At 43.9% G+C, this 15,136-nt stretch carries 11 protein-coding genes and 1 other annotated feature; of the genes, 7 read left to right on the forward strand and 4 right to left on the reverse strand.

The window, feature by feature from the left end; all coding sequences use genetic code 11:
* The first annotated feature begins 131 nt into the window (after nt 1–131).
* The 3 genes from EIZ58_RS27940 to EIZ58_RS27950 all read left to right on the forward strand — a co-directional run bounded on the left by EIZ58_RS27940 (nt 132) and on the right by EIZ58_RS27950 (nt 3,133).
* Nucleotides 132–1,211, forward strand: a complete 1,080-nt coding sequence (locus tag EIZ58_RS27940) for a bifunctional 3-deoxy-7-phosphoheptulonate synthase/chorismate mutase (RefSeq protein WP_134704267.1) — start codon at nt 132–134, stop codon at nt 1,209–1,211.
* A gap of 206 nt (nt 1,212–1,417) precedes the next feature.
* Nucleotides 1,418–2,425 carry a catabolite control protein A gene (gene ccpA, locus EIZ58_RS27945; RefSeq protein ID WP_134704268.1) on the forward strand — a complete coding sequence of 336 codons (1,008 nt, stop codon included), beginning with the start codon at nt 1,418–1,420 and terminating at the stop codon, nt 2,423–2,425.
* Between the two features lie 18 nt (nt 2,426–2,443).
* Entirely contained in the window at nt 2,444–3,133 is a 690-nt protein-coding gene (locus EIZ58_RS27950; protein WP_134704269.1) for a 5'-methylthioadenosine/adenosylhomocysteine nucleosidase, read from the forward strand.
* Nucleotides 3,134–3,181: 48 nt separating this feature from the next.
* Here EIZ58_RS27950 and EIZ58_RS27955 read toward each other — a convergent pair whose 3' ends face one another.
* Nucleotides 3,182–4,339, reverse strand: a complete 1,158-nt coding sequence (locus EIZ58_RS27955) for an acetoin utilization protein AcuC (protein WP_134704270.1) — start codon at nt 4,337–4,339, stop codon at nt 3,182–3,184.
* Entirely contained in the window at nt 4,336–4,980 is a 645-nt protein-coding gene (locus EIZ58_RS27960) for an acetoin utilization AcuB family protein (protein ID WP_134704271.1), read from the reverse strand. Before EIZ58_RS27960 ends, EIZ58_RS27955 begins: the two co-directional genes overlap by 4 nt.
* A 230-nt stretch (nt 4,981–5,210) precedes the next feature.
* On the opposite strand from EIZ58_RS27960, the gene acsA reads away from it, so the two are divergent.
* Nucleotides 5,211–6,926 (forward strand): acetate--CoA ligase, encoded by a 1,716-nt coding sequence (gene acsA / locus EIZ58_RS27965; RefSeq protein ID WP_134704272.1) that lies wholly within the window; start codon nt 5,211–5,213, stop codon nt 6,924–6,926.
* A gap of 268 nt (nt 6,927–7,194) precedes the next feature.
* Here acsA and EIZ58_RS27970 read toward each other — a convergent pair whose 3' ends face one another.
* Entirely contained in the window at nt 7,195–10,035 is a 2,841-nt protein-coding gene (locus EIZ58_RS27970) for a transglycosylase domain-containing protein (RefSeq protein WP_134704273.1), read from the reverse strand.
* Between the two features lie 118 nt (nt 10,036–10,153).
* Nucleotides 10,154–10,335 (forward strand) — a binding site (T-box leader).
* Nucleotides 10,336–10,382: 47 nt separating this feature from the next.
* Between EIZ58_RS27970 and tyrS the strand changes: the two genes are divergently transcribed.
* Nucleotides 10,383–11,648: a tyrosine--tRNA ligase gene (gene tyrS, locus EIZ58_RS27975; protein WP_134704274.1), complete on the forward strand. Its 1,266-nt coding sequence runs from the start codon at nt 10,383–10,385 to the stop codon at nt 11,646–11,648.
* A gap of 154 nt (nt 11,649–11,802) precedes the next feature.
* On the opposite strand, the gene rpsD is transcribed toward tyrS, so the two are convergent.
* Nucleotides 11,803–12,399, reverse strand: coding sequence for a 30S ribosomal protein S4 (gene rpsD / locus EIZ58_RS27980; RefSeq protein ID WP_134704275.1), 597 nt, complete (start codon nt 12,397–12,399; stop codon nt 11,803–11,805).
* A 327-nt stretch (nt 12,400–12,726) separates the two neighbouring features.
* On the opposite strand from rpsD, the gene EIZ58_RS27985 reads away from it, so the two are divergent.
* Nucleotides 12,727–13,323 (forward strand): histidine phosphatase family protein, encoded by a 597-nt coding sequence (locus tag EIZ58_RS27985; RefSeq protein ID WP_167578012.1) that lies wholly within the window; start codon nt 12,727–12,729, stop codon nt 13,321–13,323.
* Nucleotides 13,324–13,355: 32 nt separating this feature from the next.
* On the forward strand, nt 13,356–15,134 hold the full coding sequence (locus tag EIZ58_RS27990; RefSeq protein WP_240689441.1) for a sensor domain-containing diguanylate cyclase: 1,779 nt from the start codon (nt 13,356–13,358) through the stop codon (nt 15,132–15,134).
* The last annotated feature ends 2 nt before the right edge of the window (nt 15,135–15,136 follow it).

Raw genomic sequence — 15,136 nt, forward strand, 5'->3', positions numbered from 1 at the left:
AAGTGGAGAAAAAGTAGAAGAGGCTTCTTCTACTTTTTCTTTTCCCTTTCGTCTAATGACAATAAATATGCTTTAAGTTATAATACAAATATTTCGAAAAAATGATAAAAACTTAAAGGTGGAGAGAGAACATGAGCAATGAGCAGTTAGATAGCTTAAGAGCCCAGTTGGATCAATTAAACTTGCAGATTCTTGACTTATTAAACCAAAGAGCGGCCCTTTCTCAAGAAATTGGGAAAGTGAAATTGTCCCAGGGTACTAACAAGTTTGATCCTGAGCGGGAAAGACATATGTTAAATCTCATAACAGAGCGTAATAACGGGCCGTTTACGGATGCTACCGTTCAATATTTATTCAAGCAGATCTTCAAGGCGTCGTTGGATCTTCAACAAGTGAGCAATAAGAAGACCTTATTAGTCAGCCGCAAAAAACAAGTGGAAGATACTGTTGTTCAGTTAGGAGATATTAAAGTAGGGGAAGCCGGAAAGCCCCTGCTGATTGCAGGCCCATGCTCTGTTGAAAGTTTGGAACAAGTGCGTGAAGTGGCAAAAACGCTGAAGGCACAGGGAATTAGCATTCTTCGCGGAGGAGCTTATAAACCGCGTACATCCCCTTATGACTTCCAGGGATTAGGTGTGGAAGGACTCCAAATTCTGCGCCAAGTGGGTGACGAATTCGGGTTGAAGGTGATTAGTGAAATAGTTACTCCTGCAGATATAGAAGTCGCAACACAATATGTGGATGTTATCCAAATCGGTGCTCGAAATATGCAAAACTTTGAACTGCTGAAGGCAGCAGGCAAGGTCCAAACCCCTATTCTATTGAAGCGCGGCCTTTCTGCAACCATCGAAGAGTTTATTTATGCGGCAGAGTACATCCTTAGCAATGGAAATACAAATGTGATGCTGTGTGAGCGCGGGATTCGTACGTATGAAAAAGCCACTCGTAATACCCTCGATATTTCAGCGGTTCCGATTCTTAAGCAAGAAACACATCTACCTGTCTTTGTAGATGTTACCCACTCTACTGGTCGAAGGGACTTGCTCTTACCTACAGCAAGAGCAGCGCTGGCCATAGGAGCAGATGGGGTCATGGTAGAAGTCCATCCAGATCCGGAAACTGCCCTATCCGATGCGAAGCAACAGCTTAGCATTCCGCAATTCAATGAATTCTTGACCCAACTAAAGGATACGAAGATAGCATCAATCTAGAATGGGAAAACCACCAGCTCGAAAGAGTTGGTGGTTTTTTTGTATGATTATGACCCAATGTGCTAAGACTAACCATAATCATCTTAAATCGAAAATCTTGAAAATCATATGAAAACGAATTGCGTGATGGAGAATTTTGTCGTATGATAACAATAAAATTATGAAAATATGAAAACCAATTTTTGGATATTTGAGGAGGGTTATTTATGCCCATTACCATTTATGATGTAGCAAGAGAAGCCGGTGTATCCATGGCTACCGTTTCAAGGGTTGTAAACGGAAACCCGAATGTTAAGCCAACCACGAGAAAGAAAGTATTAGCCGCTATTGAACGGTTAGGCTATCGTCCAAATGCCGTGGCGCGCGGATTAGCAAGCAAGAAAACAACGACAGTTGGGGTGGTTATCCCGGATATCGCTAGTGCGTTTTTTGCTGAGCTTGCCAGGGGAATAGATGATATCGCAAGTATGTACAAGTACAATATCATTCTTTGTGATTCAGACCAACGCTTGGAAAAAGAAGTTCATCTGATCAATACCTTGTTAGAGAAACAGGTGGATGGGATTGTGTTCATGGGTCGCGAAATTACAGACGAACATTTACAAGTGTTTAACACTTCGTCTGTTCCTATTGTCTTGGCAGGAACTAAAGAAAGCTCGGAGGAACATCCTTCTGTTAATATCGATCATCGTCAGGCAGCTTATGATGCCACGATGCGACTCATTCAAGGCGGCCACAGTCGCATTGCCATGGCAGCAGGTCCGTTCCAGGATCCTCTGGCTGGAGTTGAGCGATTTGAGGGCTATAGACAAGCCTTGAAGGATTCGAACCTTGATTTTAGACAAGAGTATGTGATTAGTGGGAAGCTTTCTTATGAGGCAGGACTTGAGGCTGCGCAAGCGTTTATGTCTTTAGAAGAACCACCGACTGCTATTTTTGCAGCAAGCGATGAAACGGCGGTAGGAGTTATTCATGGCATGCAGGACATGGGGAAAAATGTTCCTCAAGACTTAGAGGTTATAGGCTTTGATAATATCCGTTTATCCGAGATGGTTCGCCCTAAGCTTACCACCGTGGTTCAACCGATGTATGACTTGGGCGCCGTTGCGATGCGTTTACTTACCAAATACATGAATAATGAAAAGGTGGATAATCATATTGTTGTTCTTCCACATCGCATCGAGGAGCGTCAGTCGACGAAGGAATTGAATTAGGTAAGGGAGGATAAACAAATGATCGGGATTATTGGTGCGATGGATGAAGAAATCCAGCTCTATAAAGAGGTTATGGAGAATGTTTCAGAGACGACCAAAGCAGGAATTACCTACTATACCGGTATCTTACATCAAAAAGAGGTAGTCTTGTGTAAGTCTGGTGTCGGGAAAGTCAATGCAAGCATCTGTACACAAATTTTGATTGATCGATTTGGAGTTCAATCCGTGGTATTTACGGGCGTCGCGGGCGCTTTAAATCCTAGGTTAGAAATTGGGGATATTGTGGTATCGACAGATTGCCAATATCACGATATGGATGTGACACCATTAGGCTTTAAGAGAGGTGAGATCCCTTTTTCCGAGAAGTCTATCTTCCGAGCTGACGATGGGCTTGTCCAACTCGCATTGGAAGCAGGGAAAGGCGTGATTGAAGGTAATATCATTACCGGACGAATACTCTCCGGAGATCAATTTGTTGCCAGCCGCGACTTGGTAAAGCAGCTTCACGAGGAGCTTCATGGAGATTGCACGGAGATGGAAGGGGCAGCGGTTGCTCACGTATGCGACTTAAATGATGTTCCTTTTGTGATTGTTCGAGCCATGTCCGATAAAGCGGACGGTTCAGCACATATTAATTTTCCTGAGTTTACTGTTTTAGCCTCGAAGCGCTCCTACGAGATGGTTTCTCGAATGTTGCCAAACATATAGGAAACAAGGACTGACTCCCTTAATTTTGGGAATCAGTCCTTTATTTTTTCAAGCGCGTGGAGAAAACAACATGGATTTATCCATCGTTAAGCGATTCTTGCTGGTGATCTCAGCTCTCCGGGGAATGTCGGGCAAGACATGAGGATGGTCTAACATATGCATAGGAAGCTGAACCGGGCTTTCCGCTTGCCAATGGGATACCCAGTCCTCAGGCAGAAGGGGATTTCCGTGTATTGCGCGATCACTTAGTTCCGCCCATAAGAGCGACCAGGCTCTTGGAACCACTCTCCAAATATCGTAGCCACCACCGCCCGTAGCAATTAATCTTCCCTCACATAACTCATGTGCAAGATGATGGGCTAGTTTTGGAATTTGGCGATAGATCTCCATCGAACAAGACAAGTGAGTTAATGGATCTAAAAAATGGCTATCACATCCGTTTTGAGTAACAATCACATCAGGCTTAAACCCTCTTGCTACCTGTGTTGTTACGGTTTCATAGACCTCTAGCCATGAATCGTCTTCGGTAAACGGTTCCAATGGCACATTAACGGTATAGCCGTAGCCTTGCCCTTCGCCTCGTTCGGTCACATTGCCTGTGCCAGGGAATAGATACTTGCCTGTTTCGTGAAACGATAACGATAAGACGTTAGGATCATCATAAAAAGACCATTGTATCCCGTCCCCATGATGTGCGTCCGTGTCAATATAAAGTACGCGGGCATCATAATGCTTGCGAAGAAAAGCGATAACAACGGAGCAATCATTGTAGACGCAAAAGCCCGAAGCCCTCCCGCGAAAGCCATGATGCAGTCCGCCAGCTAAATTCACGGCATGATCAGAAGTTCCAGACATAACGAGCTCTGCCGCTCTAAGGGTTCCTCCAACCACTAGGGAGGTGGCTTCATGCATGTTAGGAAACGTTGGCGTATCTTCGGTTCCTAGCCCATAGCTTGCCGCAATAGGGAGAGGATACTCACTATGCCCTGATTCCCTTACCACACGAATATATTGCGGATCATGTATTAAGGCTAATTCTTCATCTGTTGCATAACGTGGAGGAACGACTTGTGAATCGTCAATGAGATTGGATTTCTTAAGCAAGTCGAAGGTGATCTGGAGCCTTCTTTGATTGAAGGGGTGATCCTCATTAAATTTATAGCTTAGGTATTCTGGGGTATAGATAAAAAGGCTTGAGGAATTCATATACCTGCTCCCGGCTCTTTTGGCCAAATAACATGATAACCTGCTGATTCTAATGCATTTTTCACTTTGCGCGTATCGATAGTCTGAACTCGGAAAACGAGGTTCTTTTTCCCGTGATGGCGGCCTGGGAAGACCAGAACACTGGTTACATTTGTGCCGATTCCTTTAAACACAGCGGAAACGTCAGCGAGCATTCCAGGTTGGTCGTTTACTTCGACTTCTACATGAGAACTTGGATATTGTACGCCCATAAGCTCAACCAAGGTATGAAGAATATCAGTCTCTGTAATGATCCCCAAAAGGATATCCTGATCAACGACAGGCAGGCAACCGATCTTGTTTTCATATAGACAGAACGCAGCCTCTTCTACGAAATCAAGGGGGTGGGCCGTGATAACATCACGATGCATGATCTCAGAGACCGGCCGGTTATAGATATCATTGTTAGCTGTCGAGTCAAACTTAGAGGGGCATGCGTCACGAAGATCACGATCCGACAAAATCCCAACGAGTTTATTTGTCTCATCAACTACTGGTAGGTGACGAATACGATGTTGGGCCGCAACTAGCATAGCCAAGCGGAGTGAGTCACTAGGCTTAACGGTAATGACGTTTCGATTCATAATGTCCTCAATTAACATAACGTCCAATCCCCCTTCTATCCTAAAACAAATGAGTCATCTTTTCCTAATTATACATAATCTGCCTGATGAAAAGAATACTTTGCGAAAATTGACACAAATATAAAATAAAAAAAGTTTAAGATTAAAATTGAGAAAATTAAATATTATGATATAATAGGGGATAAGACAGCAAAGATAAATGACATAATTAGACAAAAATAAAAAATGTAGTGGGGAGTTGAAACAAAATGCAAGCGATAACATTACAGGCTGTTGAGGGAAAAAACAATCTAGTAAGCTATGAAGAGTCCTACAGCAACTTCGATTGGAAAGAAGTTGAAAAAGAGTTTACCTGGTATGAGACGGGTAAAGTGAATTTGGCATACGAGGCTATTGACAGACACTGTGAAACAGCTAGAAAGAACAAGGTGGCCTTATACTATAGCGATGCGAAACGCGATGAAAAATATACTTTCCTTGAAATGAAAAAGAATTCTAATAAATTTGGAAACGTTTTAAGAAATTTAGGCGTTGCCAAGGGAGACCGTGTGTTTGTATTCATGCCTCGTTCCCCTGAATTATACTTTAGCGTATTAGGCGCAATTAAAGTAGGTGCCATTGTTGGACCACTTTTCGAAGCGTTTATGGAAGCAGCAGTTAGAGACCGTTTAGCTGATAGCGAAGCTGTGGCGATCATTACAACTCCAGAATTATTGAAGAGAGTTCCTGTTGCTGAACTTCCTGCACTGAAGCATGTTATCCTAGTAGGTTCCGAGGGAGAGCTTCAAGAAGGACAAGTAAGCTACGAAGCAGCCATGGAGGCAGCTAGCAACAAATTAGAAATTGAGTGGGTTGACCGTGAAGACGGATTAATCCTACATTATACATCAGGTTCAACAGGCAAACCAAAGGGTGTTCTTCATGTGCATAACGCCATGATTCAACACTATCAGACAGCAAAATGGGTGCTTGACCTTCAAGAAGAAGATATCTATTGGTGCACTGCAGATCCAGGCTGGGTAACAGGTACTTCCTATGGCATCTTCGGACCATGGCTCAATGGTGCGTCCAATGTTGTACGAGGCGGTCGCTTCAGTCCACAAGATTGGTACTCCACCATTGAGAAATATAGCGTAACGGTTTGGTATAGTGCACCTACTGCATTCCGCATGCTTATGGGTGCTGGAGATGAGTTGGTTAAGGATTATGATCTTTCTACGCTGCGCCATGTTCTCAGTGTAGGAGAGCCTCTTAACCCTGAGGTCGTACATTGGGGAATGAGAGTGTTTAATAAGCGCATTCACGATACTTGGTGGATGACCGAAACAGGTGCTCAGATTATTTGTAACTATCCTTCTATGGCAATTAAGCCTGGTTCCATGGGTAAGCCAATTCCAGGTGTAGGAGCTGCAATCGTGGATGATGAAGGCAATGTATTGCCTCCTAACCGTATGGGGAACCTTGCGATTAAAGTTTCCTGGCCATCCATGATGAGAAAAATCTGGAATAACCCTACGAAGTATGAGGAATATTTCAAACTAAGTGGATGGTATGTATCTGGAGATTCAGCTTATATGGATGAAGATGGGTACTTCTGGTTCCAAGGTCGTGTAGACGATGTAATCATGACTGCAGGAGAGCGGGTAGGTCCATTTGAAGTAGAGAGCAAGCTTGTAGAGCATCCAGCAGTAGCAGAAGCAGGCGTCATCGGCAAGCCAGACGCAATTCGTGGGGAAATTATTAAGGCGTTTATTGCATTAAGAGCAGGTTATGAGCCTTCCGACGAGCTATTGGAAGATATCCGTAACTTTGTTAAAACAGGATTGGCTGCCCATGCAGCACCTCGTGAGATCGAAGTGAAGGATAAGCTGCCTAAGACTCGTTCTGGTAAGATCATGCGCCGTGTGTTAAAAGCATGGGAGCTAGGGCTTCCTACTGGTGACTTATCTACAATGGAAGACTAATGAACGTTCAATACGAGCTGGTATTTGCCAGCTCGTATTTGTTATCCTCTTGATATTGCCCAGAAAATGATGATCCAAATGGGTAAGCTTAGGATAATGCCATTGAATAACCCTTTATAAAAAGCAGCCGACACTCTCGGTTTTTCTTGTTCCATGAGTTCTCCTCGTTAGATTGGATTTGTTTCCATTATCTCCATAGTAGTTCTAATGCAAACAAAAAAAGCCTTGCTAAACTAAAGCAAGGCTTCTTCTTCAAATCATGTTACCCTTATCCTCTTGGTACAGGAGGAGATGTCATATCAGGTACTTGCTGTAAAGGATCTAAAGGAACAATATCATCCAATGGCGTTCGGGTATCCGGAGGTGAAAAATCACCGTCTTTAGGTCCCTCATCAATAGGAAGAATGCTGCCATAGGTTACAGCTTGTGAAGGACTTGATTCTTTGCCTGATACATCAACTGCAGTTACATAGAATACACCTTGTTGACTTAGGTTCATCGCTTTGTCATTAGGCTGGTGGACCACTCCGATCTTCTCGAATGAGGTTCCTAGCGTAGAGCGGTAGATTCTATATCCTACGATATCTGCTTCAGGGTTAGTATTCCATGTTATTCTGCCAGACTGAACAGCGACACCCTGAGGTGGTGATGGAACATTACCGTCATCCACACGCGGATCTTCCCTATTTGGGAGTCTCTTATCCCAGTCAAGTGTCTTAAACGACATCTTATACTTTTCAGGATTAGTCGGCAGCTGTACAGGCTCAGGTGCCTTGAGGCCGATTCGGTTTAGAACCATATCCTCTGGAGTTCCCGCTTTAGCTAAGTAGAAATCTCCGTTGTAAGGAATGACCTTTCCCTTAATATGAACATCACAGGTTTCTGTTGGCACAAACTTTTGGTTAAATAACTCCGTGACAACCGTTCCCGCTTCGTGGCATAGGTCTGTCGGAAGCTTCCCTGATATACTGCAAACCGCTCTGCTCACAATTCCTTCAGGCTGGACAAACTTCGAATCTGTTGGATAGCGCTCAGGATAAAGTTCAAACAATCCATTCATCATCCTGGCCCAGATTTCCGTTGATCTCGCCGTTTTAGATTTTGGAAGTGGGTAAGGGATGTCATAACCAATCCAAACCCCTAGAGTTACTTCGGGGGTATACCCAACAAACCAGGAATCGATGTCATCGTTTGTGGTTCCGGTTTTTCCGGCAAAATCTCGGTTGCCTTTGACTAATCGTTGCAGGGCAGCGCCAGTACCGCTTTTTACCACTGTACGCATCATATCTGTTGATAAGTAGGCTGTTTGCTCAGAGAAAACCATCTGTGGTGTTTTCACATGTTCAAAAATCGTTTCCCCATCCGAATTCTCAATTTTTTCGATTAGATAGGCATCTAAAAATGAACCTTGATTGGGAAAAACGGAGTAGGCATTCGTAATTTCTTCAACGGTCAGACCTTGAGTGAGACCACCAATCACACCAGTCTTAGCTTGGAAGTCATTCACTCTAGCGTTATCCTTTGGTGTTACAAGGGTTGTTACTCCCATCTTTTCCACGAAGTCGAGGGACTCAGGTATACCTACATTCAGGTAGGCTTTGATAGCTGGGATATTGTAGGACCATTTTAAGGCTTCCCGGACTGTAATTAACCCTTGGAACCTGTTATTCCAGTTTGCTGGGTAATGGGGCGGATTGCCAACGCCATTCTCTAATGCAATGGGAGCATCATCAATGGCAGAGCCAGGTTGCAATAATCCTAGTTCAAATGCGGGTGCATAGGCTGCAATGGGCTTCATAGCTGATCCTGGCTGTCTAGGCCGCATCGTATGGTTGACCTGTGAAACCTCAAAGTTGCGTCCACCTGCAAACCCTAAAATGGCACCAGTCTTATTATCAAGTAAGGTTGCCCCTACTTCCTCGAGTGCATCTTTAACCTCTTTATACTCAGATCCAAATCGAGCCTTGTAGGTTCTGTTCGGACCGAAGAACTCAGGGTTCTTAGCAATACTATCCATCATTTCAATAATATCTTTATCAATGGTGGTATAGATGTGGTAACCGCCTCGAAGGATTTCCGTACGTTTTTGATCAATGAGCTGACGATATTCTTGACGAGTCATGTCGTCTCGGTTTAATGCAGGATCTTTCGCGATATCGCGGTCCACAAGGACCTTCGCCGCACGATCTTCAATTTCCATCATGAGAAAAGGATACTGACTATAGGCCCGTGCTTTCTTTTCCGCAAGGTTAGCTTGAATATCGTAGGCAAGGGCTTCATCGTATTGTTGCTGGGTTATGTAGCCATTCTCTAGCATGCGGCCTAAGACAATCTTCTGCCTTTTTTTCCCTGCCTCCAGTCCCCCTGGATTGTATTCTTCAAAAGGTACATAGCGGGAGGGAGCTTGGAGCATTCCTGCGATATAAGCAGATTGTGGAATGTTTAGCTCTTTTACGTCAATTCCAAAAATCCCCTTCGCTGCTGCTTGAACCCCATAGATGTTGGATTTATTTGCGCTATAGCCAAAGTACATCTCATTCATATAGGCTTCAAGGATCTGATCCTTAGAGAACATCCGCTCAATACGCAGAGCTAGGAAAATTTCTTTTGCCTTGCGCTTGTGGCTGACTTCAGGCGATAAAATCGTTTGTTTAATCAACTGCTGGGTAAGAGTACTGCCTCCGGTCTGGACGGGGCTTCCCATAATATCCTGTAGGGTGGCCCGGGTAATAGCTTTAAGATCAACGCCGCGATGCTCATAGAAATGTCTGTCTTCTGTAGCTATGATGGCATTAATTAAATGGGGAGACACTTCTTCTTTCTTTACTAAACGGCGGTCTTCCTCTGCTCGCAGTTGTCCGATCAAGGCTTTATCACGGAAGTACGCAAACCCCGTAAGGTGATTTGAGAATACATCGTCACTTATGGTCTCATAAGAACGGACAGGATCGTCTTTTACAAGGGATGCCACATAGCCTGCTGCAGCACCTCCAGCAAAAAGCACACCCATCAAAATAAGTAATGTGGTTAATTGTGTAATTCCCCAGAGGATTCGCCAGACACGTCGGCCTTTGGTAGGCTTGTCCTTGGATTGATTCTGCATGGTCATAAATTCCTCCCTAGATGTTGCCCCATACCTTCTATTATACCACAATCTTGCAAAATAAGGTGAATTTGCGTTGCATTTCCTTTTGTTTTATGGTAATCATATTAATATGATCTTTTATACGGTAACAGTGAGAGGACTTAGTATTTTCTATTTTATGGTTGCAGAGAGTCGGTGTAAGGTGCAAGCCGTCCCAGGAATAGAAGAGAATTACACCCTGGAGTTACCCACGACTGAAGAGTGGAAGAATCCATACGATTCTTCAATTAGGGTGGTACCGCGAGCAAACATCTCGTCCCTAAGTGGATGAGGTGTTTTTTTGTATTTCTAGAGGAAAGGTGAGTGCTTTCATGTCAACAGAGGCAAACAAGGTTACTTTAACGGAAGAGCAGAAAAAAGAGGTTCAACGGCAGTTATCGCTGATCCAAAGAGGAATTGCTGAAATCGTTCCGCAGGATGAATTGGTAAAAAAGCTCGAAAAGTCAGTGTCCACAGGTAAACCGCTCAAAATCAAGCTTGGTCTTGATCCTACAGCCCCTGACCTGCACGTTGGGCATACGGTAGTCCTTCATAAGCTTCGTCAGTTTCAAGAGCTTGGTCATACGATTCAACTGTTAATCGGTGATTTTACAGGTCGGATCGGAGACCCGACAGGGAAGTCAGAAACAAGAAAACAGCTTACAGAAGAGGATGTTAAGCGGAACGCTCAAACGTATGTGGAGCAATTCGGCAAAGTCATGGATGTTTCTGAGCTGAAGGTGTTCTACAATAGCTCTTGGCTGTCCACAATGAATTTTGAAGCCGTGGTCCGCTTAGCCGCAAATGTTACCGTAGCACGGATGCTCGAGAGGGATGACTTTTCCAAACGCTACCAAACCAATCAACCGATTAGTATCCATGAATTTTTCTATCCCTTAATGCAGGGCTATGACTCCGTTGCGTTAGAAAGTGATATCGAGCTTGGGGGAACGGATCAGAAATTTAACCTTCTAATGGGTCGCCAATTACAGAAGGAGTATGGAAAAGAACAGCAGATTGCGATCATGATGCCTATCCTTGAGGGATTAGATGGCGTTCAAAAGATGAGTAAGAGCTTGGGTAATTACATTGGGATTGGAGAGGCTCCCAATGAGATTTATGGGAAAACCATGTCCGTGCCGGATGAGCTGATGTTAAAGTATTATGAATTAGTTACAGATATCTCCAATGAAGATCTACAAGCTCTTCGAGCGGGGTTAGAAGATGGCAGTGTACATCCTCGCGATGCCAAAATGAACCTGGCCAAGCGATTTGTCCTGATGTTCCATGGAACGGCCGCAGCAGAGGAGGCTGAAGAACACTTTAAGCGAGTATTTCAACAGCGGGCTCTTCCTACAGATATCCCTGAAGTGAAGCTGTCTCAGGAAAGCTTAGAGAATGGCCAAATTTGGATTGCCAAGCTATTAGTAGAGCTCGGTTTAACGCCTTCTTCCGGTGAAGCGCGCCGAATGATCCAACAAGGTGGAGTCAAAATTAACGAAGAAAAAATGGAGGACGTGCAAGCTCAGATTCAAGTAGAAAACGATATGATTGTACAAGTCGGGAAGAGGAAGTTTGCTAAAGTTGTACTTTCATAACGCCCATGGACGATATAGTCGGAGTTTTATTCGGTTAAAGAGAATTAACCGAATAAGCTCTGGTCCATTTTAACCAGGCCATCATAGTGAAAAACAAAAAAAGGCTAGTCGCCCACAAGTCAGAGGTACTGACCTAGGGAGACTGCCTTTCTTATTAACGAGAGTAGAACTCGACGATAAGCGTTTCGTTAATTTCGGAAGTTAGCTCATCGCGCTCAGGAAGACGTACATAAGTACCTTCTAGAGTGTTGTCATTGAAGCTTAGGTAACCTGGAAGATGAGTGCGAGCTGCTAAAGCATCTTTCACGATCTCAAGGTTTTGGCTCTTCTCGCGAAGACCAATCACATCACCTGGTTGTACACGGTAAGAAGGAACGTTTACTTTCTTTCCGTTTACTGTAACGTGTCCATGAACGACTAATTGACGAGCAGCTGGACGAGAAGCAGCTAGACCTAAACGGTAAACTAGGTTGTCCAAACGGGATTCCAATAGTCTCATGAAGTTAGCACCAGCAACACCTTGTAACTTCGTTGCTTGAGTGAACAACTTGCGGAAAGGCTTTTCGTTCATGCCATACATATGACGAAGCTTTTGCTTTTCTTGTAATTGAACACCATATTCGCTAAGTTTGCGACGAGTTTGTCCATGTTGTCCTGGTGGGTAGTTGCGCTTAAGATCTTTTCCAGTACCATCTAAGGAAATGCCTAGACGGCGAGAAAGTTTGTGACGCGGTCCTGTATAACGTGCCATTATTCATATCTCCTTTATTATAGATTATCAGGTGTTTGCTTCCGGTAAGCTAGTTTATTCTTAACCTGCACCCAATTCGGACGGTAGCGTTTCCGCAGTGTGCTCCATAAGGCAGACCAGCCGCGGTCCCTATGGGAATAAACTAAAGAGGGTAGATTACCGTTTTTACCTAAAATCATTGCTACCCTAAAATAAAACACATAAACAACATTATAACTGCTTTAGGTTTAATGTCAAGTAAAATGCTCTACGTCGTTAAAAGGTAATGAAAAGGAGCCACGAATAGCATATAATGATCACAAGAATCAGAATTAAGGGGTTTTTATTGTGGCTAATCACTTTTACTTAATCCGACACGGTGAAACCGATTGGAATCGTCTAGAGAAACTTCAAGGTCATACCGACATTCCACTCAACCAGCAAGGACTTCGGCAAGCGGAGTTAATTGCACAAAGATTGTCGAAACTGCCTCTTAAGTTAGTTTGTTCGAGTGACCTGAAACGCGCCATGCAAACAGCCAAACAAATCAGCTCGTACCACTCCCATATTCCTTTTCTTCAATTTGAGCAGTTCCGTGAACGAAACTACGGGGAATGGGAAGGATTAAGCTACGAAGAGATCAAACAAAAATTCCCTTTTTATGAACCCGGTCAAAAGCTTGGGGGACACTATGGTATCGAGAAATTAGAAGACATGCAGGACAGAGCTCTAAGAAAGCTTGAGGAACTGAGTAGCCTTTACCCTTCCTCGCATATTGCGGTCATTAGTCACGGCGGGTTAATTAATGCTCTACTTGCCTTAATGACTAAGGGTGAGCATGGAACAGGGAAAACCAAACTTAACAATACATCCTATAATCATTTAACTTACCAGAAGGGGAACTGGAGTGTCCATACAGTCAATGATGCTTCCCACCTGGAATAAGGAAGCTGGAAATGAGGGACTAGCTCGTGTCTATGGAAGAGAGTCATCCACTTTCTTTTTCAAGAAAAGCAGTACTTATTGAAGCGTTTAATACAATAGCGGCAAAAATGTCTCCTCAGCGATTCCTCTCTACAAGCGGGTTTATTTTCTTGTGTGACGAAGCAGGCCAACTCGTTCGCCATCAGGAGATGAGCCTGTCTTATGAAGTGCAGCAGAATGCAGAAATGTCACTTGATAAGAGGAATCCGTGGTATGAGGTAACTCAAGTTGACGATAACCTCGTTACTTCCCTCATCCATTATTTTGGTGATGTCGAGGGTACCTCCTATTATCTGGGGCTTAAAGTGGTAGGTAGATTTTCTCAGGAATGTCTGCATGAGTATTTGTTAGGGCTTATGGTAGCTATTGAAGAGAGAATCGAGCTAACTCGAAGTCATGAGATCCTGTTTGAGATCACCAAAAAGATACATTCTTCTATTGATGTTGATGAGGTTCTTCATTCTATCGTTAGTAACATCAATGGCCTGTTTCCCTCTATGCAGACGGACTTGTGGCTCTCCCACGACTCGAGCACCACGTTGTCTTTTCGGACCTTTAACTTTGATATGGGGACGGAAGAAATTAGCTTGCGCGCCTTCATGGAAGGCAACGTCATGATGGTCCAAAATGAACAGCCGTCAGATGGGCATGTGGTTCGGTTAGCTGCACCGCTGCGAGGCAAACAGGGAATTTATGGCGTGTTGGAAATGTACGCTGACCAGCAAGTTCAAATTACTTCTAAGGATATCGAATTGATTACTATACTCGCGGATACAGCTGGCAATGCCTTTGAGAATGCTCAGTTATATCAACAATCCCAAAAACTAATCCAGGAGTTATTATTAATTAATGGCATGGCCAAGCAACTAACCAAAACGCTTAACCTTGATGAGATACTGAAGTATGTACTAGATAAACTATTGGAAACCTATGAAGCCGAGTATTGCGTAATCCTTCATTATTTGCCTAAAGAAGAACGATTCGTAGTCCTTGCTTCCAGCCATCCAGAACATATCGGAAGGTCCGTAAAAAATGTAGGAGAGTTAGCCCGCATGACCCAATCAAGAGAGGGTCTCATAGTCTCAGATGCTGTTCTGGGGGAAGCATTACTTAGTTCATACCGCTCCCTAATGGGAGTTCCTTTGGTGAGTGGATTAGATGTTGAAGGAGCGATTCTAGTGACGGATAGTAGGGCTAGCGCTTTTTCTTTTGACGACTTCAAATTGCTGGAAATATTAACTCAACATGTAAACTTAGCCATAAAAAACGCTTCTCTTCATAAAGAAGTGGAGCGGATGGTGATAACGGACAATCTAACGAAGCTGCATAATCGAAAGTTTCTAAATGACCGCGTATCTATATCGGTAAAGCAGGATAAACAAGGGGCGTTAATCTTGATAGATATTGACCATTTTAAGAAGGTCAATGATACCTATGGTCATCAGGTTGGGGATGAGATCTTGATTCAAGTGGCCGATATTCTTATGAACAGTGTAAGAAAGTCTGATATTGCAGCGAGGTGGGGCGGAGAAGAACTGGCCGTCTACCTCCCAGGTCAAACCTTGGAAACAGCTCTGGAGGTATCCGAGCGTGTAAGGTCGAGGATTGAGCAGCAAACAGAGCCGCGCGTGACGGTTTCTCTTGGGGTTGCCGCTTGGCGTGAAGATCTGCAGGAGGAAACCGTTGAGTCTTTATTCTATTCAGCGGATATCGCCTTATATGAGGCTAAGCGAAGTGGGCGAAATCAATTTCGAGTTGCGGTTACTTCATAAGC

The organism is Ammoniphilus sp. YIM 78166 (genome assembly GCF_004522215.1).
In the GTDB taxonomy this organism is placed as follows: domain Bacteria; phylum Bacillota; class Bacilli; order Aneurinibacillales; family RAOX-1; genus YIM-78166.